The organism is Agrobacterium sp. NPDC090273 (genome assembly GCF_044772305.1).
GTDB lineage: Bacteria > Pseudomonadota > Alphaproteobacteria > Rhizobiales > Rhizobiaceae > Agrobacterium.
In genome coordinates this window covers 25953-49068 of sequence record NZ_JBIVYN010000001.1, presented here as the reverse complement: position 1 = coordinate 49068, position 23116 = coordinate 25953, and the positions used below count along the sequence as shown (strand labels likewise).

The window sequence follows — 23116 nt, the reverse complement described above, 5'->3', positions numbered from 1 at the left end:
TCCGGGCCTTTTTCGTTGTTGGCGACCGCTTAGTTCTGCGCAACCGGGCGCACAAGCGGCGTAACGCGACGGATGGTGACACGACGGTTCTGCTGTTCCGCAGTCAATGTCTGGACCTTCAGGTAACGCTCGCCGTAACCCTGGGTCGCGAGGTTTTCCGGCGGAATGCCGTAGACATCCGTCAGGACATTGGCGACGGAGGCCGCACGTTCATCAGAAAGCACGAGGTTGCTTTCATCCGAACCAACCGCATCCGTATGTCCTTCGATCAGGAAGGTTTCCGCCGGGTTCTTGTCCAGTGCCTTGTTGATCGCATCGGCCACCTTGCGCAGCGAGCGCGCCTGCGCCATCGGAATTTCCGCACTGCCCGTGGCAAAGGTGATGGTATCGAGGTCGATACGACGCACCTTGTCACGAATACGGGCCGAATATCGCACCTCGTCGAGCGAATAGACGCGTTCGACCGGCTCGACCGGCGGCTGCTCCAGGAAGCGGTAGTAATCGCGATCCGGATCGCTGGAGGTATCGATGATGTAATCGCGAACAGGAATGCGCAGACGCATCGGCGGCAGGTCAAGGCCCGGATCGCGATAGACGTAATCCTGATCCGGATCATCCATCAGCTCAGGCGCATAGAACAGCACATATTCCCGGCCGCGATCATCGATGCGCGAACGCTGGATGACATCGCCATAACGGTTGCGGATCGTCACGACCTGCGTGCCATCCCGGCGTTCGACGGTTTCGCGGACACGGCCCGCAGGCAGGCGCTCGTAGTAGGGTTCACCACCATCGCGGATGAAGCGCTGGTTATCGTCACCACGAACCACGACGCGATCACCGAATTGCAGGATGATCGGCGCATCGCGATCTCTGTCGCGACGACCGCCTTCGCGTGGCTGCCATTCGCGCACGCCATCCGGCCGCTCATATTGCGGGCGCTGATCGATGCGCTCGCCCTGCTGCGAGGTGATCGCTTCCATCTTCACAGGCGGTGGCGGCGGGTTGCCATCCGGTCTTGCGGCGCGCTGGGCTTCGGCATCCGATGTCGGAACCTTGTAATCCCCGCCCTGCTCGCGTTCGCGGCGACGCTCTTCGCGGGCCTGACGGTTGCCGGAGCGCTCGACCTCCTTGTCGCTGTCGAGAACGGCAGCACCCTTGTCAACTGGCAGAATAACCGTATCCGCAGTCTTGGATGGGTCCTGAGCAATCGCCTTGGCCTTGTCGAGCTGTTCCTTGCTCATCGGCGGCGCCTCGGTCTGAGGGGTCGCGACCTGATCGGGAACGGCTTCACCAGCCGGGGCCTGTCCTGTGGTTGAACCATCCTGCGGCGGCGGGTTCGGTGCATCCGGCAGAGGGGCCGGGCGAGCATTGCCCTGACCTTCCGTTGGCTGCTGCTCTGACGGCTGCTGGCCAGGTGCAGGGTTTGGCTGTGCTTCTGGCGGACGCGGACGTGCCGGCGTCGGAGCCTCGGTCGGAACCGGTGCATCCTTGGCGGCGGGTTCTGGAGCGGCCGGCTTTTCGGCTGGCTGCGCCTTCTGCTCAGGCGCCTGTTCCTCTACCGGCTGCTTGCGGCGATCCGGCTTCTGTCGTGGCTCAGCGTTTTCGGGCGCCTGTGCAGCCGGCTGTTCGGCCTGGGGTTCCTGCGCGCGCTCCTGTCTGCGCGGCCGCTGCTGCTCACCCTCGCCTTCCGGCTGCTGGGCACGTTCAGGACGGCGTGGGCGCTCCTGTTGCTGCTCGGCAGGGGCTGCCTCCTGCGCCGGTTCACGGCGCGGGCGGTCCGGGCGCTGCTCGCCCTCACCTTCCGGCTGCTGCGCGCGCTCGGGACGACGCGGACGTTCCTGCTGCTCCGGGGCCGCCTGCTGCTCTGGGGCTGGTGCTTCCGGCTGCGCCTCACGCTGTCTTGGACGCTGCTCTGCCTGCGGTTCCGGCTGGCGCTGCGGCTCGGGCGCGGGTTCCGCCTGGCGTTGCTGCTGCTCCTGCGGCTGAGCTTCTTCGGCCTGCTGGCGCTTCTTGCGCGGAATTTCTTCGGGATTGGGTTCCTCGGCAGGCGCCTGTGCCTCAGCCTGCGCCAGGATCAATGGGCGGGTATCCGCCGCTACGGTTGAACGGATGCCTGCCGGAGACCCGGAAAAACCGGCCAATGCCGGTTCCACAGCGACCACCAGCGACATCAGGGGAAAGACCACCCCTGTCAGCAGTTTGTTCTTGTTCAGCATCGGTGCTTCCTCATCTGCCTTCATTTTTCAGCGTCAACGCTACCGAGACGCTTTGTATTTCTTTGCCGTGCAGGCGCTGGACAACGCCATGCACGCACTTCGGTTCCCATGATGAGCAAAGCCTTCTGTACTGGAAATGAACAGAACAAGGCCTTTTCGTGGAAGCACTGCGGCAGAAATGGAGGCAGAATTATTGCGGTTGCATTTTTTGACCAACAGGAAGAATAATTGCCGGCGCATTTGAGGTCGAAGACGCGATATTCCGTTCCGCCGACCTCACGCGCACAAGGCGTCTGCAACTGAAGATAAAAAACAGCCCGCAGATGAACGACCAAAAGAGAGGATCTAAATGCCTATTTCCACCCGTCTGCTCGCAGCCGTATCGATCGCCGCCATTTCGCTGTTTTCCGGCGCTGCCATGGCGCAGGACAAGCTCGTCATCGGCACCGAAGGTGCATACCCGCCCTTCAACAATCTTGAAGCCGACGGCACCCTGACCGGCTTCGACATCGACATCGCCAAGGCGCTGTGCGAAGAAATGAAGACCGAATGCACCTTCGTGACCAACGACTGGGACGGTATCATTCCCGCCTTGCAGGCCAAGAAGTTCGACGCCATCATCGCGTCCATGTCGATCACGCCTGAGCGTCTCCAGAAGGTCGACTTCTCGAAGAAATATTACAACACCCCACCGGCAATCGCCGTCCCGAAGGATTCGCCGATCAAGTCTGTCGAAGACCTGAAGGGCAAGTCGCTCGGCGCGCAGGGCTCCACCACCCACTCGAACTATGCCGAAAAGCATTTTCCGGATTCCGACCTGAAAATGTACCCGACCGCCGACGAGTATAAGCTCGACATCTCGAACGGCCGTATCGATGCCGTCATCGACGATATCGTCGTTCTGTCCGAGTGGCTGAAGTCGGATGCCGGTGCATGCTGCAAGATCATGACGCCGCTGAAGGTTGACCCTGAAATCAACGGCAACGGTGCCGGCATTGCTGTCCGCAAGGGTGAAACCGCTCTTGCCGACAAGTTCACGGCTGCTATTGCCGCGATCCGCGCCAACGGCAAATACCAGGAAATCAACAAGAAATACTTCGATTTCGACGTTTACGGCGAATAAGCCTTACGCGATCTGTTGAAATCTGATGGCGGAAGGCTTGCCCTTCCGCCATTTTTGTTTGAAAACGTGACGATAACAATCACGGCGGCTTAAGACCGCAGGGGAAAATTGGCATGAGCGGAGCATTTTCCGCCATAGGTGCGTTCTGGACCTATGTCTCGACACTTCTCGACCCATTCTGCGGACCGGTCGGCATTTTCTCGGTTTTTGGAAACGGCACACTCGTTGCATGCGGCGATACCGGATGGGGCGATGAAATTGCCTTTGGCGTGAAAGTCACGATCTCGCTGGCGCTTGCGACACTGCCTGTCGGATTGATCATCGGCTTTCTGATCGCGCTTGCCGCACAATCTGAAGAAAAATCGCTGCGTCTCGCCGCTGGTATCTACACCACGATTTTCCGCGGACTGCCGGAACTGCTGACGCTCTTCATTGTCTATTACGGCATCCAGATGCTTCTGCAATCTGTCGCCGGATATGTCGGCATCACCGGTCCCGTTGAAATCAACGCCTTCCTCGCAGGCATGATCGCGCTTTCCGTGGTCTTTTCATCCTATGCCTCGGAAGTTCTGCTTTCGGCCTTCAAGGCCATTCCGAAAGGTCAGTATGAGGCTGGCGATGCGCTGGGTCTTTCCCGTGCCCGCACCATGACCCTCGTCATCATTCCACAACTGGTCCGGATCGCCCTGCCCGGCATGACGAACCTCTGGGTCATTCTGCTCAAGGATACGTCCTACGTCTCGATCATCGGTCTTGCCGATATCGTTCGCCAGACCGGCATTGCCGCCCGCGTCAGCAAGGAAGCCTTCTTCTTCTACGGCATTGCCTGCCTGCTTTACCTGACACTGGCGCTGATCTCGTCCTTCGGCATCGGTTTCATCGATCGCTGGTCGAAAAAGTCGGAGGTCCGCCGATGAGCCATATCCAGGAACTCATTCCGCCGCGTCCGGCTCCGCCTGTCGTCGACAAACCCTTCAATCTGTCGCGCGTCGTCGGCATAGCCGTCATCGCGCTCTGGCTGATCCTTGCCGCCGGGCTGATCTTTGCCATGATCGAAGGCTGGGACTGGGACAAGTTCGAGCGATACGGGCCACGCTACATCGATGGCCTCATCACCACCATTACCCTGGTTGGCATGTCGATCATTCTCGGCGCAATCGTCTCCGTGCCGATTGCCTTTGGTCGCATGTCCGAAAACCGGTTCATAGGCTCGCTCGCTTATGCCTATGTTTATGTGTTCCGCAGCACGCCGCTGCTGGCGCAGCTCTTCCTGATCTACTACGGCCTCGGCAGCTTCCGTCACGGGCTGGAGAGCGTCGGCCTCTGGTGGTTCTTCCGCGAAGCATGGTATTGCGGCCTCCTCTCGCTGACGCTCAATACCGCCGCCTATCAGGCGGAGATCCTGCGTGGCGCAATCCAGAGCGTTCCGCGCGGCCAGCACGAAGGTGCAGCCTCTCTCGGCCTGTCGAAACTCGTGACCTTCCGCAAGGTCATTCTGCCGCAGGCACTGATCGTGGCCCTTCGCCCTTACGGCAATGAGATCATTCTGATGATCAAGGGGTCGGCCGTGGTTTCCATCGTCACGGTGTTCGACCTGATGGGACAAACGCGTTACGCCTTCTCCCGCACCTTCGACTATCAGACCTATCTGTGGGCAGCGATCTTCTACCTGGCGATCGTGGAAACCCTGCGGCACGTCTGGGCATGGCTCGAAGCGCGTCTTACGCGCCATCTGAAGCGATAGAGCAAACGTTGGCAGCACTCACCAACAAACGCTGCTAACATTATGAAAAATATAAATATTTTGTGACAACCCAAGCCATTGGCAAGGGTGAATTAACCATGTCATGCTCCCATATCCGATACAGCGCAAATGCTGAAATCGGCAACAACAAGAATGGGAACAGCCTTCATGAACAAAGACATGGAAATGATGCTGAAGGGCTACGGCCTGACAACCGCCCAGATCTTCTATCGCATGCCCGATCACCCGTTGGTTCTGCAGAGCTATGTCTGGCAGAACTATGATGTTGCACCGGATTTCCCTGAAATGCGTGGTTTCCTCAAGTTCTGGCAGGAAAAGCTCGACGGGCCGCTGCACTCGGTTCGCTATGTCCACCGGCAGGTAATATCCGCGCAGGAATGGCGTGCCCTGAAAGGAGAGTTCATCATCCACTGAGCGTGAACAGCATATAGATATTGCGCCCGTTACTGTTGCGGCTTACAGCAGACGTCAGCCAGAGCGCCGTCCGTTTGAAAGACGACGGCATGAGATGCTCTGAACCTTAAAATCCGCGCATCCTTTATCTTGCAAATCGACGTTGATTTCCGAGACGATGTGCCAAGACGCTGATGGACCCGCACGATGACGAAAAACCAGAAAATTGACGAAGAGGCACTCGCCGAAGCCTACAATCGTGCACTCGCGCTGGAAAAGGCGGGCGACGTGGACGCTGCCGTCAAGGCTTACGAAGAGGTTCTCGCCATCGATCCGGAAGATCACGGTGGCGCAGCGGTCCGTATCGCGGCCATGGGGCGTGGCGAAGTGCCACCAAAAGCACCTGACGCCTATGTCGAAACGTTGTTCGACCAGCACGCCGAAGCATTCGAGGACATTCTCGTCGAGCAGCTTGGCTATGCCGTGCCGATGATGGTGCGCCAGCGCTTCCAGACACTCGAACTCGGTCCCTTCAAGCGTCTCCTCGACCTGGGCTGCGGCACCGGCCTCACCGGCGAAGCCCTGCGCGACATGGTCGATGACATCACCGGCATCGACATTTCCGAAAACATGGTCGAGATCGCCCACGAAAAGGACATCTACGAAACGCTCTACGTGGCGGAAGCGGAAGATTTCCTCGAAGACAATGATGACGAGTCCTTCGATCTCGTGGCTGCAACCGACGTTCTGCCCTATCTCGGCGCGTTGGAGCCGCTGTTCTTCGGAGCTGCGGAAAACATGACGCCCGGCGGCATTCTGGTGTTCTCCTCAGAAACGCTTCCAGAAGACGTCATGGCTGGCCGACCCTATATCGTCGGTCCGCACCAGCGCTTTGCCCATGCCGAAAGCTATGTGCGCGATCGCCTTGCCGCCACCGGTTTCGAAATCATCGAAGTCACCGACATCAACGTCCGTATGCAGGATGGCAACCCTACCCCTGGCCACCTGGTCATCGCAAAGCTCAAGGGCTGACGGTCAAGGCGCTCCCGAAAACGGGAGCGCCTCCCCTGATTCAAACTTTCAGCAGAACACCCCAGCCCACTGAATTGACTCTCTTTTCCGAACGCGGATGTGTCAGCTTGCTTTCGGACGCCAGATGATATCGGCGACATTCAGTTTCTTCGGCACGATCTTCAGATCATAGAACTCGTCTGCGAGTGCCTGCTGGTAAGCTATCGCCTCATCCGGCACAGTCGACACCCGACCGAGATCGGCACCGGGACGCGTCAACGAAACCTTCGTCACATCCTCCGGAACGCCCGTGATGACAGAGAGCGATTTCGCCGTGGCATCGATGTTTGCCTGCGCCTTGGCGCCGACATTTGCCAGCTCTTTCAGGATCACCGGGATCAGGTCGGGATTTTCGTTGACGAAATCGCCATTGGCAAGGAAGTAGCTCCACGGATCGACAATGCCTTCCGCCGTTGCCAGCACACGCGTTGTCGGCTCCTTTTCAGCGACGGCAAAATACGGGTCCCAGATCGACCACGCGTCGATGCTGCCGGAGCGGAAAGCCGCCGCCGCATCCGGCGGCGCAAGATCAACGGGGGTGACATCGGCAAGTGTCAGGCCCGCTTTCCTCAGCGCCTTGACCGTAACGTTATGAGCACTGGAACCGCGCTTGAAGGCCACCTTCTTGCCCTTGAGGTCTTCCAGCGTCCTGATGGGAGAATCTTTCTGGACGAGGAGAGCCGAACCACCGGCCGCCCCCTTATAGGTGCCGACGTAACGCAAATTGCCACCGGCCGCCTGTGCAAAGAGCGGTGGAACATCGCCGGTCGGGCCGATATCCAGAGCACCGGCGCCGAGCGCTTCGAGAAGCGGCGGCCCTGAGGAAAACTCGGACCACTTCACCTCGATACCACGATCCTTCAACAGCGCCTCAAGTGCTCCCTGGCTTTTGGCGAGCGCGATCACCCCGTTCTTCTGCCAGCCAATGCGCAACGTCGTCGTCGCTGCCGCAGCCCGCCTGACATGAGGCATGAAGACCGCTCCTGTTGCGCCTGCAATCAATCCCAATGTTCCGCGTCGTGTCAGCATGCTGGATATCCCTCGCTGTTGGCGTTCATCGCACCTCAAAAGCGTAGATATTCCACAGATTTTATCAAATTAATGCTTTGCGCGGATCGCGCCCCAATGGAATTGAATGTGCGCATTTGCCGACGTGAGAAGAATACGGTTTTTTCTCAGTCGCAGCATCGCTGACCTGATCTTGCACCGAGGCCGCTTAGAACTGTCCACCAAACAACGAAAAATGCCCTCCCCGCATATCGGAAAGGGCATTGCAAAACGTCAGACGTGACGGCGACCGGGTTACTCTTCGCCGGACTTCGGATTGTCCAGCATCATGTAATCAAGCGGCAGTTCCGTCGTATATTTGATCTGCTCCATGGCGAAGGCCGAGGATACGTCACGAATTTCGATCTTGGCGATCATGCGCTTGTAGAACGCATCGTAGGCGGCGATATCAGGCACGACAACACGAAGCAGATAATCGACGTCACCGCTCATGCGGTAGAATTCGACGACTTCCGGAAACTCCGAGACCACCTCGGAAAAACGCTTCAGCCATTCAATCGAGTGGGATGCGGTGCGGATGGAAACAAAGACCGTAACCTTGGTGTTGACCTTGGCCGGATCGAGCAGGGCCACGCGCCGACGAATGACCCCATCCTCTTCCATCTTCTGGATACGCCGCCAACAGGGCGTCGTCGAAAGGCCGACCTTCTTTGCCAGATCGGCAACGGCCAGCGTAGAATCTTCTTGCAGAATGCGCAAAATCTTACGGTCAAGGCGATCCAATGCGTCTATCCTCCTGAATTAATTTCCTTTCAATACACCAATTCAGAGACAAAAACAGAAAATTGTTTCACTTTGCCAGGTTTTTTACATTCTCGCGTAGAACCGGCAGCAATTCCAGCTCGAACCACGGGTTGTTTTTCAACCAGCCACTATTGCGCCAACTGGGATGCGGCAGCGCCAGAACACGCTGGCCCGTGTTGGTATGGAAATAACTGCGCCAGTTGCGAACGGTCTCGGTCACCGTTTTCAGACGTCTCGAACCGAGATGCCAGGCCTGCGCATACTGACCGATCGTCAGGACCAGCTCCACCTGCGGCATTGCCGCAACAACCTCGTTACGCCACTGCGGAGCACATTCTCGCCGCGGCGGCAGATCGCTGCCCTTGTCGTCATAACCGGGAAAACAGAAGCCCATTGGCACGATGACAAAACGGTCACGATCGTAAAACTGCTCGCGATCCACATCCAGCCATTGGCGCAGACGATCGCCTGATGCGTCATTGAACGGCAGGCCGGTTTCATGAACCCGCAGTCCTGGCGCCTGCCCGGCAATCAGAATGCGCGCCTTCGTCGAGATCACAGCAACTGGCCTTGGTTCGTGCGGCAGACGGCCTGCCTCCCCTTTCAACGGGGTGTCACGACAGAGCCGACAGGCCGCGATCCTATGGCGCAACGCATCGAGCCCATCTGAAGCCTCCGGCGTATCGGTCGAGATGTCAGACATTTCCCCACCCGAGAAGATGACGAATGATCGTCAACACGCCAGCGGCAGGCGTATCGAGTTCAGCGGCGCGATGCTCCCGCCTCCAGTCTTGCGGACGCTGAAAATCGCCGGACCAGATCCCCGATTTCTCCTGACGCGCCTGACGTTGCTCGTCCGAGAACTGGAAATATCCGGTCGCAACGGCAAAACCGGCCTCGACCATGGCAGACGAGATGTCCCTGCCATCAGCGCTGCAATAGACCAGCAACCGGTCGTAGCGGTCTCTCGAACCACCCGAGCATGCAACCTTGCGGCCCTCGATGAGACCTTGCATGAAACGACGCGCCTCCTCGCCGCATTGCCAGACCGTGCCGTCCCTCTCGCAGGATTGCCGCAGTTCCGGCGCATCGATACCAAGCAGCCGGAAGCGCTCACCGTTTTGCGAAAGTGTATCGCCGTCAATGGCGAAAAACCGGCCCGCATAGGTCTCGCTATTGACCTGGTCGAGCCGCGCGGCAATCAGAATTCCGAACACCATCATCAGCAGAAAAAGCACACCATCCCGAAGCGGGGAGAAGCCTCTGCCTCCATTCCGTCTCATATAACAACAAACCCTTGTCAGAAATGGCAAACAAATCCTTTAACGGCAGCATCTTCTTAAGATTTTCCTCTTAGGCTGCAAGCGTTCATGTCATTTGCGTAGTCACAATGAGTAGAAGCGTCAGCACGTCCACCGACAAGATCATCGTCGACCGGTCAAGGAAACACCGCAACAAGGCGGTTTTCGACACCGTAAAGGCAACGCGCGAGCGCCTGCAACAGGGCGGAGCGTCGAGCGACGCCTATGAGCGTGAAATGCTGACCATGCACGTCGCCGAGACCCTTCAGGGGGCGACGATCATGCCGCTGTTCATTGTGCTGGCTTCGATCATCGGCGTCTACATCACCCGTGACGTCGAACTCATCATCTGGTCATTGCTGGCGCTGAGCGCACACGCCGTATCGCTGATCCTGGTCAAGAGAGCGTCCAAACAGGACATCACGACAGAAAACCTGCCGCGCTGGCGCAGCCTTTTCCTCGGCACGCAGATCGTTATTGGATGTGTCTGGGCAATGTTCTCGCTTGCCGAGCCGGCATCGACCGACCCAGGCCTGATGCTGTTCTACAAGGGTTCGACCCTGTTGATCGCGCTTTCGCTGACGGCGATGGTCAGCTTCATGCTTCGGCGCGCCACCTACATGACCTTCCTGCCGGTGCTTGCGGCACTGTCGGTCACCGCGTCCATATCCCGCGATCCGTTCGACGTCGGCCTTGCCCTGATGTTCGGCATGGCGATCCTGTTTTGCCACCGCATCACCAGCAGGCTCTACCAGTCGAGCGTCAAGCTGCTCTCCTACCAGACGGAGAAGGACGACCTGATTGCCGAACTGGAGGTCGCGAAATCCGTGTCCGACGAGGCCCGCCGACGCGCCGAAGAGGCCAATCTGGCAAAGTCACGCTTCCTCGCGTCGATGTCGCACGAACTCAGAACGCCGCTGAACGCCATCCTTGGCTTCTCGGAAGTCATGGCGTCGGAGGTTTTGGGACCGCTCAATAATCCTCTCTACAAGGAATATTCGGGCGACATTCATCGTTCCGGTCAGCACCTTCTCAACTTGATCAACGAAATCCTCGATCTCTCCCGTATCGAGGCAGGCCGTTACGACCTCAATGAAGAGGCAATCTCGCTTCTTGAAATTGCCGAGGATTGCATCGGCATGATCCAGTTGCGTGCCCGCACCAAGAACATCAAGATCGCGCAGCAGTTCGAAAACAGCCTGCCGCAGGTCTGGGCGGACGAAAAGTCGATACGCCAGGTGGTGCTGAACCTCTTGTCCAACGCCGTGAAGTTTACGCCGCAGGGCGGTGAAATCCTCGTCAAGGCAGGCTGGACGGCGGGCGGCGGACAATATGTGTCGATCAAGGATAATGGACCCGGCATTCCCGAAGAAGAAATCCCGGTCGTTCTTTCCGCATTCGGTCAGGGATCGATCGCGATCAAAAGCGCCGAACAGGGAACGGGCCTTGGTCTGCCGATCGTGCAGGCCATTCTTGCCAAGCACGACGGTCAGTTCATTCTGAAATCGAAATTGCGCGAAGGTACGGAGGGCATTGCCATCCTGCCGGCAAAACGCGTGATGCAGAGCCTGCCTGCGGTTGAAGAGACCCACGCGGTCCAGCCGCGCCGACGCTCGTTCGCCTGAACGGAAGCTTAGAGGCGAAGCGTTGTCGGCCTTCGCCCCTCCTCCAAAATACCGCTGTCAAAAGAACAGCGACGTTACCAGCGAATAGAGCATGAAAAGGCCGTTTGCCGTCAAAAGGCAAAAGACGGAGAAGGAGCCAAGGTCCTTCGCGTGGCGTCCCACCGACGAAAATTCAGGCGAGATGCGATCGATCACTTCCTCGATGGCGGTGTTCAGGGCTTCGACCGCGAAGAGCAGAAGCATCAGGACGGCAAAGACAAGGAAGTGGACAAATGGCGCGCCGACAAGCAGAAGCAGCACCACGCCGACGCCAAACGCCAGAACCTCGTGCCGGAACGCCGCTTCCTGCCAGAGACGCCCCAGCCCCTGCGCAGAGTAGCGCGCAGCGGCAAAAAGATGGCGCAGGCCCTTTTCCTTGCGGAAGACCGGCTCTTGTCCTGGCGGTTGCGGCATCGCGTCCATGCTCGTCCTCAGTGGTTGATGCGGGTATCGACACCCGCAGCCTCGAAGGTTGCCATGCCGGAATGGCAGGCGGCAGCGGCTTTGACGATGCTGGCGGCAAGGGCTGCACCCGTGCCTTCGCCAAGTCGCATGCCGAGTGCGAGAAGCGGCGTCTTGCCAAGCTTTTCAATGGCCGCCAGATGGCCCGGTTCTGCCGAGACATGACCAATCAGGCAATGGTCGAGTGCCGAAGGGTTGGCAGCCTTCAGAAGCGCGGCAGCGGCGGTTGCGACATAACCATCGATCAGAACGGGAATACGCTGCACGCGTGCTGCAAGGATCGCGCCGGCAATTGCCGCAATCTCGCGGCCGCCGAGACGGCGCATGATTTCGAGCGGATCGAACAGATGATCCCTGTGGAATTCGACAGCCGCCTTGACCACTGCCACCTTGCGCGCCAGCGTCTCTGCATCGGCACCGGTGCCCGGACCAGTCCAGTCTTCCGCTGTGCCGCCGTAGAGGGCGAGGTTGATGGCGGCCGCAACCGTGGTGTTGCCGATACCCATTTCACCCACGCACAACAGATCCGTACCGCCTGCGATCGCTTCCATGCCAAACGCCATGGTCGCGGCGCAGTCACGCTCGGAAAGGGCAGCCTCGCAGGTGATATCGCCGGTCGGATAGTCGAGCGCCAGATCGAAGATCTTCAGGCCAAGATCGAAGGTGACGCAGATCTGGTTGATCGCAGCGCCACCGGCGGCAAAATTCTCCACCATCTGCTGCGTGACGGAATTCGGATAAGGAGAAACGCCATGGCGCGTGACACCGTGATTACCGGCGAAGATCGCCACCAGCGGACGATTGACCGCCGGTGCGCGACCAGACCATGCCGCTAGCCACATGGCGATCTCTTCCAGACGCCCGAGCGAGCCGGCCGGTTTGGTCAGTTGCGCGTTGCGCTCCTTGGCCGCGACCAGCGCATGCGTCTCAGGTCCGGGAAGCTCGCGCAGCAGCGCGCGGAAATCATCGAAGGGCATTCCGCTCATGCTCATGGTATCAGTCTTTCTCGTGTATCCGGAAACTTGTGTTTTCCGACAAATCGGTCTTTGTTGCGCCTCTCATAATCGCGGACGCGTTGAGGAACAACCGGAAATGCGCGCGAAGCAGTGGAGAGAGCATGAAGGCCGGGGATTTTATAACAGATGTGATGCGGTCCGTGGCCTTTCTCAGCCGCATCCCGGTTTCATCCCGCTTCTTTGAAGATGACGACGGCTCGATGCGCCGCACGGCGCGCGCCTTCCCCGCCGCCGGCCTGCTTATTGCCCTGCCCGCCGCAGCCGTCATCGCAGTGCTCGGATCATTTGATGTCGACGCCGACATGACGGGCTGGATCGCCATTGCCGTGATGGCACTGATGACCGGCGCATTGCACGAAGACGGGTTGGCCGACATGGCGGATGGCTTCGGCAGCGGCAAACCACCTGAAAAAGTCCTCGAGATCATGAAGGACAGCCGCATCGGCACCTATGGCGCCATCGCACTGATCCTGTCCTTTGCACTTCGCGCCACTGCACTTGGCGCACTGATCGCTTATCTGCCTGCCAAAACCGCCGCCGCCTGCCTGATCGCAGCGGCCGTCGCAAGCCGCGCCGTCATGGTGTGGCACTGGCAGACACTTGCGCCTGCACGTCCCACAGGCGTTGCAGCCTCCGTCGGCCAACCGGGAGAGAGTGAGCGCAATATCGCCCTCGCAACCGGCCTGTTCCTGGTGGCAATGTTTACGCTGCACACCCTGCCGGCGCTGTCGCTGGTTGTCGTGCTGGCAACAGCGTGCGGGGCCATGATCCTGTTCAACCGCCTGTGTCTCGGCAAAATCGGCGGGCATACGGGTGACACGATCGGCGCTTGCCAGCAGATCACGGAGATCGTGATTCTGGTTGCCCTTGCCATCGCCATTTGACCCCCTGATATAGATCCCTATGGAAACGCCTTGCCGTCATATCTGTGTACTCGATACCGCCGGTCGCCTCTGCATCGGCTGCGGGCGAACGCTGTCGGAAATCGGCGGATGGTCGAGCTATAGCGACAAGGAACGCAGCGCCATCATGACCGCCCTGCCCGCGCGACTGGCATTGCTTGAAGAAACCGCCGCCGAGGAGAAAAGCAGCGCATGAACAGGCTCACCTTCATCCTTCTGGTCCTGGCAGTGGGCCTTGGGCTTCTTCTCATCAATCACGACAGCGGCAGAACCTTCGGCATCAACAACGAACAATTTGGCCAGATGGTCTATCTGGTGCCGATTGCCGCCCTTCTCTCCGCCGGCATTCTGGCCGGACGCCGTGGCAGCCTTGCCTCCGTCATCCGGCAACTGGCAATCTGGCTGGTGATTATTCTCGGTCTCGTCTCCGTCTATCTCTACCGGTACGATCTCCAGGCTTTCGGCAATCGCCTGGTTGGCGGACTGATACCGGGCCGCGCCGTCGTCATCACGACTGCTGACGGCACGGAGGAAATTGTGCTGCACAAATCCATGAGCGGCCACTTCGAAGCCAATGTCACGATAGACGGCAAGACGATCCACATGCTGGTCGATACCGGCGCAAGTTCAATCGTGCTCGCCAATGCGGACGCCGCCGCCATCGGCATCGATACGCAGAACCTTCGTTATTCCGTGCCGGTCATGACGGCCAATGGCCGCACATCTGCAGCACCCGTCAGTCTGTCGGAAATCAGCATCGGGCCCATCGCCCGGAGAAACATTCCAGCTCTGGTGGCCCAGCAAGGCCAGCTTGAGCAAAGCCTTCTCGGCATGAGCTTCCTGTCCACGCTCGGTTCACTTCAAATGCAAACCGATGAACTCAGACTGCGTGACCGATAAGGGACGCGGCACGACCTCGACATTGTCCCTCAGGACGAGAGGTCAAAACTGCCGCACCGGATCAACCGAAACCGCGTAGCGGTTTTCAGATCCGGTGCCGCCTCAATGGAAAAGGCTCAGATTTCGCTGAACTGGCCAGCGCGCGGTCCGGCGAGAACGACTTCCCAAGCGGACTTGTTGCCGTATTTCTGACGTGCCAGATAGGTGTAGCCGGTACGGTTCCAGGGTTTGATCGAGCCGCTCATATTATCGAGAACGTACTCGCCGTCCGACAGGCGCACCAGAAGCACAGCATGGTTGTTGCCGCTCCGGTCCAGCACGACGGAAACCGACATCTTGTTGGACGGGAAACCTGCATCCAGCAACGCCTTGGTTTTAGCCATGGCATAGTCTTCGCAATCGCCACGCCCGTCTTTCGGCAGCGACCAGTAGTTGCTCCGACCGTAAACGATCGCATCATCGACCGGCTTGATGGCACTGTTGACCTTGCGATTGACCTTGTTCAGCAGATCGAGCGCCTGCTCGTCCGTGAACTTTTGACCGGCTTTGGCCGAGCACAGCCAGCCATAGCGCTGACAGGCGGAGGAAAAGCCCTCCGGTGCGGTAATCGAGCGACTGGCTGGAAGCTCGCCAGCAGAAACGTTTGCGCCAAACGTCATCGCGCCCAGAAGAGCGAATGCAACAACAGAAATCTTCATGATTATGTCAGTTCCTTCGAGAAAGCCTTGTGATTCATGGACTGGCCTGATGCCGTCCGACTCACGCATGAACAAATTAGGCATTGACTGAAGGTGACCCGACGTCACGTCGTACTCGAACTAAAAAACACCCCTGAAACGCGCCTAAGGCTCACCTATTGGCATGATTAGCCCAAAATTTCAAAAAAAAATTAATTTAGCCCGTTCTGATATGCGCCAAATCGGGAAAAACACCGGGCGCAACAAATATTCCAAGACAGACAAACCCGCAGCCGACGATTAAAAAACAGGCAATAAATTAGAAAAATATCCTCAAAACAGAATAATACTTTCGAGTAATACAGCAAAAAACATAACTAAATAGGATTATAGTCAAGAGACATGAGCGGAATAACCACAGAATAGCAGTATATTGTGGATAACATTCCCTTAATATACCTTGGAGAATGCGGTTAACACTGCCAATAAGGGAGGAAACCCATGAGCAGTAAGATAACAACTGTGTTCTCGTGTATTGCAATCTTGCTGTCCAGCACGACACTGGGAACTGCGCAAACGCGTTTGCAGCGATGCGAATTCGTGAGGCCCGGAACACTAGAGGCTGCCCTTTGCAGGCCTACAGCCTCCATCCCCAGATTTGATGAAAGCCGTGGTGGCGACAACGATAGGAACAACGGCGGGATACAAACCAGCAGTTCGGGCAGCACAAGCAACCCGGGCGGAGGAACAAGTGACCCTGGCGGCGGTAGCAGCGGCGGTGACGGCGGCGGCGGCGGCGGCGGCGGCGGCGGCGGCGGCGGCGGTGGCGGCGGCGGCGGTGGCGGCGGCGGTGGCGGCGGCGGCGGCGGCGGTGGCGGCGGCGGCGGCGGTGGCGGCGGCGGCGGCGGTGGCGGCGGCGGCGGCGGCCATGGCGGCGGTGGTGGTCACGGCGGTGGCGGAGGCCACGGCGGCGGTGGTGGTCACGGCGGTGGCGGAGGCCATGGCGGCGGTGGCGGTCACGGCGGCGGCGGAGGCCATGACGGTGGTGGCGGAGGCCATGGCGGCGGTGGCGGTGGTCACGGCGGTGGCGGAGGCCATGGCGGCGGCGGCGGAGGCCATGACGGCGGTGGCGGTGGTCACGGCGGCGGTGGCGGTCACGGCGGTGGCGGAGGCCATGGCGGCGGTGGCCATGACGGCGACGATGACCATGGCGGAGGCCGTGGTGGCGACCGCGATGGCCACGGCGGAGGCCGCGGTGATCACGACGGCGGTCATGGTGGTGGTCACGGTGGCGGCCATGGTGGCGGTCGCGGTGGCGACGACAACAATCGGAACTGATTGCTGCACCCTATCAAAACTGGCGGTCGGAAGGCCGCCAGTTTTTATTTTGCCAAAATTCGTTTGCTCGAAAGCATTTTCAGCGCGCAATCATCCGGACCGATCGCCTGGTCCCCGCATGCCTGATCCCCACGTACCTGATCATTGACGTGATCTGTCAGTTGCGCAGACGGTAACCGGTCTTGAACATCCAACTGACGACACCGAGGCACGCCGCCAGGAATACGGCAATCATCAGCAGACTGAAAACCGGATCGACATCGGCAATACCGTAGAAACTCCAGCGAAAACCGCTGATGAGATACAGCACGGGATTGAAGTGACTGACCGTCTGCCAGAATGGCGGAAGCATGTCGATGGAGTAGAAGCTACCGCCGAGGAAGGTCAAAGGCGGTACGACCAGCATTGGAATAAGGTTCAATTGCTCGAAGTTCGTCGCCCAGATACCGATTATGAAACCGAACAGACTGAAGCTTACAGCTGTCAGCACGAAGAACAGGATCATCATCAGCGGATGCTGAATGGTGATATCGACAAAGAAGGAAGCGGTTATCAGAATGATCGTGCCGATCATCAACCCCTTTGTCGCCGCAGCACCGACATAACCAGCAACGATTTCCGTCATGGCAACGGGCGCAGACAGGATTTCGTAGACTGTACCGGTGAATTTCGGAAAGTAGATGCCGAAGGAGCCATTGCTGATGCACTGCGTGAGCAGCGTCAGCATGATCAGGCCTGGCGTGATGAACGAGCCGTAGGAAACGCCGCCAACCTCCTGAATCCGCGAACCAATCGCCGTTCCGAACACAATAAAATAGAGCGATGTGGAAATGACTGGAGACACGACGCTCTGCAAAAGCGTGCGTCGGGTCCGCGCCATCTCGAAGAAATAGATCGACTTGATTGCTTCGAAATTCATTTCTGGCCCCCAACGAGCGAAACGAAGATATCCTCGAGCGAGCTTTGCCGCGTCGATATATCCTTAAAGTGAATACCTTCTGCAGACAGTGCACTCAGGAGATCGGCAATACGGCCCTGCTCGCCATTGCCGTCGATTTCATAGGTCATGGTGCAGTGATCTTCGGAAAGCGACAGAGCAAAGGCGGAGAGTTTTTCCGGCACGGCCTCAAGCGGCTGCGAAAGCTCGAGGAAAAGCTGTTTGCGGCCAAGCTTCTGCATCAGGGCCGTTTTTTCTTCGACCAGCAGCAGTTCGCCACCATTGATGACGCCGACACGGTCGGCAATTTCTTCCGCCTCTTCGATGTAGTGGGTTGTCAGAATGATCGTCACGCCCTTGGCGCGCAGATCCTCGACCACCTGCCACATATCGCGGCGCAGGGTCACGTCCACGCCGGCGGTCGGCTCATCGAGAAACAGCACCTTCGGCTCATGCGCCAGCGCCTTGGCGATCAGCACGCGCCGCTTCATGCCGCCGGAAAGTTCGCGCAGCATGTTGTCCTTCTTGCTCCAGAGCGACAGCGACTTCAGGATGCGCTCGATCAGCCCTGGATTCTTCTTCTGCCCGTGCAGGCCGCGCGAGAAACTGACCGTATTCCAGACTGTTTCGAACTGGTCAGTGGTCAGCTCCTGCGGCACCAGGCCAATCAGCGCCCGCGTCTGCCGGAAATCCTTCACGACATCATGGCCACCGACAAAGACCGAGCCTTCGCCAGGATTGACGAGACCGCAGACGATCGAGATCAGTGTCGTCTTGCCGGCACCATTGGGGCCGAGGAGCGCGAGGATTTCGCCCTCCTTGATATCGAGGCTGACACCCTTGAGCGCCTGGAAACCGTTTGCATAGGATTTGGTGAGGTTTCGTATCGAAACGATTGCATTCATAGCGAAACTTCCGCGAAATCGAGGAGATATGCCCGCCATATAGGCTGTTGCCCGCACAAACGCCAGCCCGCGACCGCCAAACACTGTATTCCGTCAGCGCGGAAAATCAGCCGTAAACGCTGTAAAAGAACTGCGCGGACACAAAGACCAGAAACAGGCCGAAGGCACGTTCGAGTTGTTGTTTGCTGAGCGCATGCGCCAGCCGGGCACCGTATGGCGCAACGATCAGCGTAATCGGGATCAGCAGGATGACGGCAATCCAGTTGATGAAGCCTGTCGAGAATGGCGGCAGGCCGGCATCTCCCCACCCCGCCCATATGTAACCTGCAAGCCCCGGCAACGAGATCAGCACGCCGACACCGGATGAGGTGGCAACCGCCTGATGGATGGTGCGGCCGTAAAGGGTCATGAAGGTGTTGTTCATCACGCCGCCGCCGACGCCCATCAGGCCGGAAAACAGGCCGATACCCGTGCCGACCAGGAAGCGGGTCGGATTGGCAGGCAGATCGGAGCCCAGATGCCAGCTCGCGCGATTGAAGATCATGCGAAATGCCAATGCCAGCGCGATGAAAGCGAAGATCAGCCGCAGGGCGATGCTTGAGGCATAAGCCGCAACGACCGACGCGAGGATGGTACCGAGCGGCACCGCGACAATCCAGCCTTTGAGCAGATCGATGTCGACTGCGCCCTTTTGCCGATGCGTCAGGAAAGAGCGAATGGAGGTCGGCACGATAATGGCGAGCGAAGTTCCAAGCGACAGATGCATTCGCACCGCTTCCGGAACCTCCAGAAGTCCGAAGACATGGTAGAAGACCGGAACGAGAACTGCTCCGCCACCAATGCCGAACAGCCCGGCAAGCAGCCCCGCGATGACACCGGCACCGGCGAGTGCGGCGGCAAACATCGCTATTTCAGAAATAGGCGGCATGGAACAGGCTCCCCAGTCTGTCACGAACGTGTGATGGTGATACTGTATGAGAGAGGTGAGGCAAGCCACATTATCGGCCTGCCGGTACGACGACTACGCATTTGTGACTCAGCTTCGAAGCGGTCGCCGCCTTCTTCGAAGTCTGCAGTTCTTTCGTATTGTTTTTAGTCTTTATTCGGGACAGCACCCACCCCGCGTCGCTGTCCCATTTTAACCGGCCTTCGGGCCGGTTTTTCTTTTCCGTAATCGTCTGCTGATCTTAATCGCAGTGGCGATAGCCGGATTTGCGGGTTCGCAGATCGAAATGGAAGTGGTTCCAGTGGTTCGGATCGCTGCCCGGCCCGAGAACCGTCGAGAAATATTTGCAGCTATCCGTGCGAACCGCCTTCAATAGCGCCTTCTCGCGGAAGGCGAAGAAGTTCTTCTTGCGAACATCGATCTCCTTGCCGTTCTTCAACGTGATCGTGCCGATATCGATGGCGTTGCCACGGGCATGTTCGGACCAGGGATTGCTGGAGCGAGAATTCATCTTGCGGCAGGAATAGCCGCCCATTGGAGTAATCCGCTCAACGCCGGAGAGATAGCGGAAGCGCGACGATGGCACGAGCTCGAACTTCACCCATTTTGCGAAGGCAAGCGTCACTTGGCAGTTGAGTTTGACCGCCGGACGGATTGCAACGCCGCTGGAAAGACCGCTGAGCTCGATCGGATAGTCAATCCCGCAGGTCGGGCCATCGGCAATACGCGCAACATCCCGGAAGGCAACGCCGAGACGACGAAGTTCGGCCCGGCAGGCAACCTCGGAAGACGGCATCATGCCGGGAGGCATGGAGGGACGGCTGCCTTGTGACGACCCGCCGCGTACCGGATCGTTTGGCATCACCATCGCCACCTCCTCGACCGGCTGGCGGGAGCCGCCGGACGGCGGTGGCGGGATCAGGCGTGATTGGGCAGCAGCCTGTGACTGACGTACCGGAGAAACCTGCATCGGGCTATCCGTGCCAATCCCATCGACAACCGGCTGAGATGACACGCCTTCGGCAATGTCGGCATCCTGCTCTTCGGCCAGACCGCGCACCGGTTCCACGCCCAGCATGGAATCCATGTTCACACCGCCCTCGCCTTCGGCGATCTGATTGGAAGCGGGTTGGCGTACCATCGCCTGACTTGAGACATTCTGGCCAGTCGCGGCCATGCGCGCCTGATGCTGGCTATCGAGTGTCGAATAGCTGCCCTGCGGCGCCTGCAGCAATGGATCGTGGGATGTGTAGGGTTCCGGCATCGGCTGCGAAACGGCAGAATAATCGGCCATCTGCCCCGCCTGGTTTACCGCGCCGGGAGGCGCGCTGTAGGCGGGCTGCCGTGGTGAGCCAATGGCGCTGACGCGGGTGGTACCATCGACCTCTGCCGGCGGGACAAGCCCCTCCGCAGAGCACGACACCATCACCGTCGAAATCATCAGCAACGTCACCAGACGACGCGGAAGGGAAGCATACGTCATACTCGAACCTGTACCTTCAGCGGCTTCTAGAGCGCCGTGCATTCGTTTGAACGCACGCGGGAACGCCCTAAAATTTGAACCTGCGCATCGTTCATGTCGAAAATCGGTTTCGACCTTCGCCTCGACGCGCAGAGCGGCAATTCAGGTAAAATTTTAGTAAACCGAGGTAAACGAAGTCTTATCCTGCGCTAAGAACCCGGCCGAAATCCGTTAACCGGTTGTTCCAAATGAAAAAGGCGCTGTCGAAACAGCGCCTCTTGAGGTCCTCTGAACAATAAGCGTCACGCCGCGCGTGAAATCGTGCGGCCCGCCTGCTGCCCAAGTTCGAAACGCGACAACAGCGCATGCAACTGTCGGCTTTCTTCGGCAAGCGTCTGACTGGCTGCGGTCGTTTCCTCCACCATGGCTGCGTTCTGCTGCGTCATCTGGTCCATATGGTTCACGGAGGTGTTGATCTCGTGCAAACCCGTCGCCTGCTCGCGCGCGGCGGTGGCAATGGAATTGACGTGGCCGTCAACACGATTGACGAGGCCAACGATCTCGTCCAGCGCATCGCCCGTCGAGCGGACAAGACGGACACCGCTACCGACCTCTTCTGCCGAACTGGTGATCAGCGATTTGATCTCCTTGGCCGCATTGGCCGACCGCTGCGCCAGTTCGCGAACCTCCTGCGCGACGACAGCAAAGCCACGGCCGGCCTCTCCGGCGCGTGCAGCCTCGACGCCGGCGTTAAGCGCGAGAAGGTTGGTCTGGAAGGCGATCTCGTCGATCACCGAAATGATCTGACTGATCCGCTTCGACGAATCTTCGATCCGCCCCATCGCTGCAACCGCATCGCGAACGATCTCACCGGAACGGCCAGCGCTGGTTTTCGTATCACCAACCATCTGCCGCGCTTCGTTGGCGCGCTCGGAGGCGGTGCGTACCGTCGCCGTGATCTCATCCAGTGCCGCAGCCGTTTCTTCAAGAGCAGCCGCCTGCTGCTCGGTACGACGCGAAAGATTGCCTGTCGCCTCGCTGATATCGGAAGCACTGTCGTTGACGACGTGGCTTGTCCTGCTGATTGCCTCGATGACCTGGTGGAGCGCTCCGACGGCCCGGTTGAAATCGGTGCGCAGCTTTTCATAGTCCGCGCCGATATCGGAGATTTCCACCGTCAGATCGCCATTGGCGAGGTTTTCAAGCGCGTTGCCAAGCTGGCTCATCGCATGATCCTGACGCTCCGACGCCGAACGCAACGTCATTTCGTTGCCACGGCGCGCCTCCTCCAAAGCGCGCTGCTGTTCGGCCTCGCGCCGCTGCAGGGCGCTGCGCTCATTGACGGAGTTGCGCAGCACAAGAAGCGTCTTGGCCATGGCGCCTATTTCGTTGCTGCGATCAGCAAACGGCACATCTGCCTCACCATCTCCATCGGCAATGCGGCTCATGCTGTGCTTGATCCGCTCGATCGGCTTGACGACACCGCGGATCGTCGCAGTTGCAGCAGCAATGACCAGAAGACCTCCGACAAGGCAGATGGCCGCGTTGAGATAAGCGTCCCTCCAGAAAACCGCCTTCAGGTCGTCAACATAGACACCGGTACCGACAATCCAGCCCCAGGGAGCGAAACCGGCAACGTGCGAGAATTTCTCGACGGGCTCAGGCGCGCCGGGCTTCGGCCAGTAATAGTCGACAAAGCCCTGCCCGCTGGCCTTGACCGTGTTGACGAACTCAACGAACAGCGCCTTGCCGTTCGGGTCCTTGTTTCCGGAAAGATCGGTTCCGTTCATTTCCGGTTTGATGGGATGCATCACCATTTTCGGATGCATGTCGTTAATCCAGAAATAGCCGCTGCCATTTCCATATCGCATCGCTGCAATCGTGGCCTTGGCCTGCTGCTGCGCTGCCTCCCGAGAAAGACTTCCGCTTTGCTCCATGCGATAATATTGGTCAAGAATAGCGATGGCCGTGTGGTTCATCGATTCCAACCCTGCTTTACGTTCCCGCTCCATTCCCCGGTAACTTTCCAACAGGCTGAACGTAAGAGCAGTCGCCAATATCACCAGAAACAACGCGACAAGCGCATAAAGGCGCATAGATATCTTGGTGTTTTTCATAAGTTCGACCGCCTATAGTTGCAATTTAGCCAGCCAACTCTAAAGTCAAAAAATTGATTATTATTAAATACAGTTATTAGACCTTAGTATTGTATTCCAAATACAC

At 58.7% G+C, this 23116-nt stretch carries 23 protein-coding genes; 10 read left to right on the top strand and 13 right to left on the bottom strand.

The window, feature by feature from the left end:
* Positions 1-29: 29 nt before the first annotated feature.
* Positions 30-2219: an OmpA family protein gene (locus ACIQT8_RS00305; RefSeq protein ID WP_400962184.1), complete on the bottom strand. Its 2190-nt coding sequence runs from the start codon at positions 2217-2219 to the stop codon at positions 30-32.
* A 349-nt stretch (positions 2220-2568) separates the two neighbouring features.
* Between ACIQT8_RS00305 and ACIQT8_RS00300 the strand changes: the two genes are divergently transcribed.
* From ACIQT8_RS00300 to ACIQT8_RS00280, 5 genes are all read left to right on the top strand, one after another.
* On the top strand, positions 2569-3342 hold the full coding sequence (locus tag ACIQT8_RS00300) for an ABC transporter substrate-binding protein (RefSeq protein WP_138793905.1): 774 nt from the start codon (positions 2569-2571) through the stop codon (positions 3340-3342).
* A gap of 113 nt (positions 3343-3455) precedes the next feature.
* Positions 3456-4259 (top strand): ABC transporter permease, encoded by an 804-nt coding sequence (locus ACIQT8_RS00295; RefSeq protein ID WP_138793906.1) that lies wholly within the window; start codon positions 3456-3458, stop codon positions 4257-4259.
* Positions 4256-5086 (top strand): ABC transporter permease, encoded by an 831-nt coding sequence (locus tag ACIQT8_RS00290; protein ID WP_262522794.1) that lies wholly within the window; start codon positions 4256-4258, stop codon positions 5084-5086. The genes ACIQT8_RS00295 and ACIQT8_RS00290 overlap by 4 nt, the downstream gene beginning before the upstream one ends.
* 168 nt (positions 5087-5254) lie before the next feature.
* Positions 5255-5521 carry an usg protein gene (locus ACIQT8_RS00285; RefSeq protein WP_138793908.1) on the top strand — a complete coding sequence of 89 codons (267 nt, stop codon included), beginning with the start codon at positions 5255-5257 and terminating at the stop codon, positions 5519-5521.
* Between the two features lie 186 nt (positions 5522-5707).
* Positions 5708-6532 (top strand): methyltransferase domain-containing protein, encoded by an 825-nt coding sequence (locus ACIQT8_RS00280; protein WP_400962179.1) that lies wholly within the window; start codon positions 5708-5710, stop codon positions 6530-6532.
* Between the two features lie 102 nt (positions 6533-6634).
* Here ACIQT8_RS00280 and ACIQT8_RS00275 read toward each other — a convergent pair whose 3' ends face one another.
* The 4 genes from ACIQT8_RS00275 to ACIQT8_RS00260 form a co-directional block, all read right to left on the bottom strand.
* On the bottom strand, positions 6635-7600 hold the full coding sequence (locus ACIQT8_RS00275) for an aliphatic sulfonate ABC transporter substrate-binding protein (RefSeq protein WP_400962176.1): 966 nt from the start codon (positions 7598-7600) through the stop codon (positions 6635-6637).
* A 273-nt stretch (positions 7601-7873) separates the two neighbouring features.
* Positions 7874-8362: an Lrp/AsnC family transcriptional regulator gene (locus ACIQT8_RS00270; RefSeq protein ID WP_138793911.1), complete on the bottom strand. Its 489-nt coding sequence runs from the start codon at positions 8360-8362 to the stop codon at positions 7874-7876.
* Positions 8363-8429: 67 nt separating this feature from the next.
* Positions 8430-9086, bottom strand: a complete 657-nt coding sequence (locus ACIQT8_RS00265; RefSeq protein WP_400962172.1) for a uracil-DNA glycosylase family protein — start codon at positions 9084-9086, stop codon at positions 8430-8432.
* Entirely contained in the window at positions 9079-9666 is a 588-nt protein-coding gene (locus ACIQT8_RS00260; RefSeq protein ID WP_262522798.1) for a thermonuclease family protein, read from the bottom strand. The genes ACIQT8_RS00265 and ACIQT8_RS00260 overlap by 8 nt, the downstream gene beginning before the upstream one ends.
* Before the next feature lie 107 nt (positions 9667-9773).
* Between ACIQT8_RS00260 and ACIQT8_RS00255 the strand changes: the two genes are divergently transcribed.
* A complete protein-coding gene (locus tag ACIQT8_RS00255) occupies positions 9774-11309 on the top strand; it encodes a sensor histidine kinase (protein WP_400962169.1) in 1536 nt (511 codons plus the stop codon).
* A 57-nt stretch (positions 11310-11366) separates the two neighbouring features.
* Here the strand turns inward: ACIQT8_RS00255 and ACIQT8_RS00250 are convergent, their stop codons facing one another.
* Together ACIQT8_RS00250 and cobT are read right to left on the bottom strand one after the other, a co-directional pair.
* On the bottom strand, positions 11367-11771 hold the full coding sequence (locus tag ACIQT8_RS00250) for a diacylglycerol kinase (protein ID WP_138793915.1): 405 nt from the start codon (positions 11769-11771) through the stop codon (positions 11367-11369).
* Between the two features lie 8 nt (positions 11772-11779).
* Entirely contained in the window at positions 11780-12802 is a 1023-nt protein-coding gene (gene cobT, locus ACIQT8_RS00245) for a nicotinate-nucleotide--dimethylbenzimidazole phosphoribosyltransferase (protein WP_400962165.1), read from the bottom strand.
* 125 nt (positions 12803-12927) lie between these two features.
* On the opposite strand from cobT, the gene ACIQT8_RS00240 reads away from it, so the two are divergent.
* Genes ACIQT8_RS00240 through ACIQT8_RS00230 form a run of 3 tightly spaced genes read left to right on the top strand, consistent with a single transcriptional unit; the run spans position 12928 to position 14628 of the window.
* Entirely contained in the window at positions 12928-13710 is a 783-nt protein-coding gene (locus ACIQT8_RS00240) for an adenosylcobinamide-GDP ribazoletransferase (RefSeq protein ID WP_400962162.1), read from the top strand.
* Positions 13711-13729: 19 nt separating this feature from the next.
* On the top strand, positions 13730-13924 hold the full coding sequence (locus ACIQT8_RS00235; RefSeq protein ID WP_400962159.1) for a DUF1289 domain-containing protein: 195 nt from the start codon (positions 13730-13732) through the stop codon (positions 13922-13924).
* On the top strand, positions 13921-14628 hold the full coding sequence (locus ACIQT8_RS00230) for a TIGR02281 family clan AA aspartic protease (protein ID WP_262522803.1): 708 nt from the start codon (positions 13921-13923) through the stop codon (positions 14626-14628). Before ACIQT8_RS00235 ends, ACIQT8_RS00230 begins: the two co-directional genes overlap by 4 nt.
* Positions 14629-14744: 116 nt before the next feature.
* On the opposite strand, the gene ACIQT8_RS00225 is transcribed toward ACIQT8_RS00230, so the two are convergent.
* Positions 14745-15326, bottom strand: coding sequence for a transglutaminase-like cysteine peptidase (locus ACIQT8_RS00225; protein WP_138793920.1), 582 nt, complete (start codon positions 15324-15326; stop codon positions 14745-14747).
* 730 nt (positions 15327-16056) lie between these two features.
* Between ACIQT8_RS00225 and ACIQT8_RS00220 the strand changes: the two genes are divergently transcribed.
* Positions 16057-16791, top strand: a complete 735-nt coding sequence (locus tag ACIQT8_RS00220) for a hypothetical protein (RefSeq protein WP_400962154.1) — start codon at positions 16057-16059, stop codon at positions 16789-16791.
* A gap of 9 nt (positions 16792-16800) precedes the next feature.
* Here the strand turns inward: ACIQT8_RS00220 and ACIQT8_RS00215 are convergent, their stop codons facing one another.
* The 5 genes from ACIQT8_RS00215 to ACIQT8_RS00195 form a co-directional block, all read right to left on the bottom strand.
* The gene (locus ACIQT8_RS00215; RefSeq protein ID WP_138790850.1) at positions 16801-17562 is read right to left on the bottom strand and encodes an ABC transporter permease; all 762 of its coding nucleotides are present in this window, start codon (positions 17560-17562) and stop codon (positions 16801-16803) included.
* A complete protein-coding gene (locus ACIQT8_RS00210) occupies positions 17559-18485 on the bottom strand; it encodes an ABC transporter ATP-binding protein (protein WP_400962151.1) in 927 nt (308 codons plus the stop codon). The genes ACIQT8_RS00215 and ACIQT8_RS00210 overlap by 4 nt, the downstream gene beginning before the upstream one ends.
* A gap of 106 nt (positions 18486-18591) precedes the next feature.
* Positions 18592-19413: a sulfite exporter TauE/SafE family protein gene (locus tag ACIQT8_RS00205; RefSeq protein WP_400962148.1), complete on the bottom strand. Its 822-nt coding sequence runs from the start codon at positions 19411-19413 to the stop codon at positions 18592-18594.
* 259 nt (positions 19414-19672) lie between these two features.
* Positions 19673-20914, bottom strand: coding sequence for an extensin family protein (locus ACIQT8_RS00200; RefSeq protein WP_400962145.1), 1242 nt, complete (start codon positions 20912-20914; stop codon positions 19673-19675).
* A 281-nt stretch (positions 20915-21195) separates the two neighbouring features.
* Entirely contained in the window at positions 21196-23010 is a 1815-nt protein-coding gene (locus ACIQT8_RS00195) for a methyl-accepting chemotaxis protein (RefSeq protein WP_400962142.1), read from the bottom strand.
* Positions 23011-23116: the final 106 nt, after the last annotated feature.

Coding starts and splice junctions, on each gene's coding strand:
- ACIQT8_RS00295 (WP_138793906.1), top strand. CDS start 3,456: ATGAGCGGAGCATTTTCCGCCATAGGTGCGTTCTGGACCTATGTCTCG.
- ACIQT8_RS00235 (WP_400962159.1), top strand. CDS start 13,730: ATGGAAACGCCTTGCCGTCATATCTGTGTACTCGATACCGCCGGTCGC.
- cobT (WP_400962165.1), bottom strand. CDS start 12,802: ATGAGCATGAGCGGAATGCCCTTCGATGATTTCCGCGCGCTGCTGCGC.
- ACIQT8_RS00210 (WP_400962151.1), bottom strand. CDS start 18,485: ATGAATGCAATCGTTTCGATACGAAACCTCACCAAATCCTATGCAAAC.
- ACIQT8_RS00265 (WP_400962172.1), bottom strand. CDS start 9,086: ATGTCTGACATCTCGACCGATACGCCGGAGGCTTCAGATGGGCTCGAT.
- ACIQT8_RS00240 (WP_400962162.1), top strand. CDS start 12,928: ATGAAGGCCGGGGATTTTATAACAGATGTGATGCGGTCCGTGGCCTTT.
- ACIQT8_RS00305 (WP_400962184.1), bottom strand. CDS start 2,219: ATGCTGAACAAGAACAAACTGCTGACAGGGGTGGTCTTTCCCCTGATG.
- ACIQT8_RS00250 (WP_138793915.1), bottom strand. CDS start 11,771: ATGGACGCGATGCCGCAACCGCCAGGACAAGAGCCGGTCTTCCGCAAG.
- ACIQT8_RS00200 (WP_400962145.1), bottom strand. CDS start 20,914: ATGACGTATGCTTCCCTTCCGCGTCGTCTGGTGACGTTGCTGATGATT.
- ACIQT8_RS00195 (WP_400962142.1), bottom strand. CDS start 23,010: ATGAAAAACACCAAGATATCTATGCGCCTTTATGCGCTTGTCGCGTTG.
- ACIQT8_RS00230 (WP_262522803.1), top strand. CDS start 13,921: ATGAACAGGCTCACCTTCATCCTTCTGGTCCTGGCAGTGGGCCTTGGG.
- ACIQT8_RS00255 (WP_400962169.1), top strand. CDS start 9,774: ATGAGTAGAAGCGTCAGCACGTCCACCGACAAGATCATCGTCGACCGG.
- ACIQT8_RS00290 (WP_262522794.1), top strand. CDS start 4,256: ATGAGCCATATCCAGGAACTCATTCCGCCGCGTCCGGCTCCGCCTGTC.
- ACIQT8_RS00300 (WP_138793905.1), top strand. CDS start 2,569: ATGCCTATTTCCACCCGTCTGCTCGCAGCCGTATCGATCGCCGCCATT.
- ACIQT8_RS00225 (WP_138793920.1), bottom strand. CDS start 15,326: ATGAAGATTTCTGTTGTTGCATTCGCTCTTCTGGGCGCGATGACGTTT.
- ACIQT8_RS00285 (WP_138793908.1), top strand. CDS start 5,255: ATGAACAAAGACATGGAAATGATGCTGAAGGGCTACGGCCTGACAACC.
- ACIQT8_RS00275 (WP_400962176.1), bottom strand. CDS start 7,600: ATGCTGACACGACGCGGAACATTGGGATTGATTGCAGGCGCAACAGGA.
- ACIQT8_RS00205 (WP_400962148.1), bottom strand. CDS start 19,413: ATGCCGCCTATTTCTGAAATAGCGATGTTTGCCGCCGCACTCGCCGGT.
- ACIQT8_RS00215 (WP_138790850.1), bottom strand. CDS start 17,562: ATGAATTTCGAAGCAATCAAGTCGATCTATTTCTTCGAGATGGCGCGG.
- ACIQT8_RS00260 (WP_262522798.1), bottom strand. CDS start 9,666: ATGAGACGGAATGGAGGCAGAGGCTTCTCCCCGCTTCGGGATGGTGTG.
- ACIQT8_RS00280 (WP_400962179.1), top strand. CDS start 5,708: ATGACGAAAAACCAGAAAATTGACGAAGAGGCACTCGCCGAAGCCTAC.